Consider the following 1,135-nt stretch of genomic DNA (forward strand, 5'->3'; position numbering starts at 1 on the left):
GGCGTGGAGCACCCTCCCGGCGGCGGCCCTCTTCGCGCGCGTCGGGCACGCGTCGATCACGTCCCGCTCGAGGTGGACGACGCAGCGCTGCCAGGCCGCGCCCGGGAAGAGCTCCCTCACCGCCCGGGCGATGCCGCCGTGGGCGTCGGAGGTCACGCACTGCGCGCCGGGGAGCCCGCGCTCGCGGAGGCCGCGCAGGAGGCCCTTCCGGCTCGCGTGGGACCCCGCGTCGACGCACGCCGGGCCGACGACCCTGCGCACGCCGTCCTCGCCGACGGCGATGGCCGCGACCACCGCGGCCGCGGCGCCGTGGCCGTTCCGGCGGCAGGGCACGTAGGTCGCGTCGACCCAGAGGTGGGGGAGTCGCATGGGCGGAAGCCGGCGCGGGCGCAGCCCCGCCGCCTCGGCGTCGAGCGCCGCGCAGATGCGCGACGCGGCGTCCCTGGACAGCCGGTCGGCGCCCATGCGCTCGAGGACCCTCCCCACCTTTCTCGTCGAGGCGCCGAGCGCGCGCGTCTCGGCCGCCGCGCAGACCGCGGCGCGGTCGACCCTGCCCCACCTCTCGACCAGGCCGTCCGGGAAGTAGGTGCCCCGGCGCAGCTTCGGCATCCCGAGCGTGATGGTCCCGACCTGCGTCTCGAGACGCCTCTCCCGGAACCCGTTCCTCGTCGTGCCGGTCGCCTCGCGGGCGGCGTCGGCCTGGGCGGCCATCATCTCGTTGACGCCCGCCTCGAGCGGGGCCCTGGCGAGGCCCGTGAGCCCCTCGCCGCCCTCCTCGGCGAGCCCGAGCGTCGCGAACGCGTCTTGCGGCACAGCGTCCATTGCGGTCTCCGTCCCCCGAACCCCTCTCTTGGTCGAAAGAGACTCTAGGACGGGGGCCGTTCCTAATTCAGGTCTCCCTTACACCACATTTCGCGACGCGATCGCCAAGGATGGCCTACGGACACAGGGAGGCGACGATGGTCGCCCCCGGCGGCGGGATCGATGGGTTGGCATCAAAAAAGGGTCCCGTGAGGGGACCCTGGGTCGAGACATGAAAATGCCCCTTGTTGGTCAGCGACGTCCTGCTCTCCCACGGACTACTCCGCAGTACCATCGGCGCTCGGGGGCTTAACTTCCGGGTTCGGAATGGGAC

The 1,135-nt window shown here is 73.3% G+C and carries 1 protein-coding gene and 1 rRNA gene; both read right to left on the reverse strand.

The genetic code is table 11. The features are described 5' to 3' along the window. Window positions 1-822: transposase (locus B5F73_RS09185; protein ID WP_204206311.1), on the reverse strand; the 822-nt coding region annotated here is incomplete at its 3' end. Between the two features lie 229 nt (window positions 823-1,051). Then, window positions 1,052-1,135 (reverse strand): 5S ribosomal RNA (gene rrf, locus B5F73_RS09190); the annotation flags it as partial.

It is taken from the genome of Olsenella sp. An270 (assembly GCF_002159735.1).
Taxonomy (GTDB): Bacteria; Actinomycetota; Coriobacteriia; order Coriobacteriales; family Atopobiaceae; genus Thermophilibacter.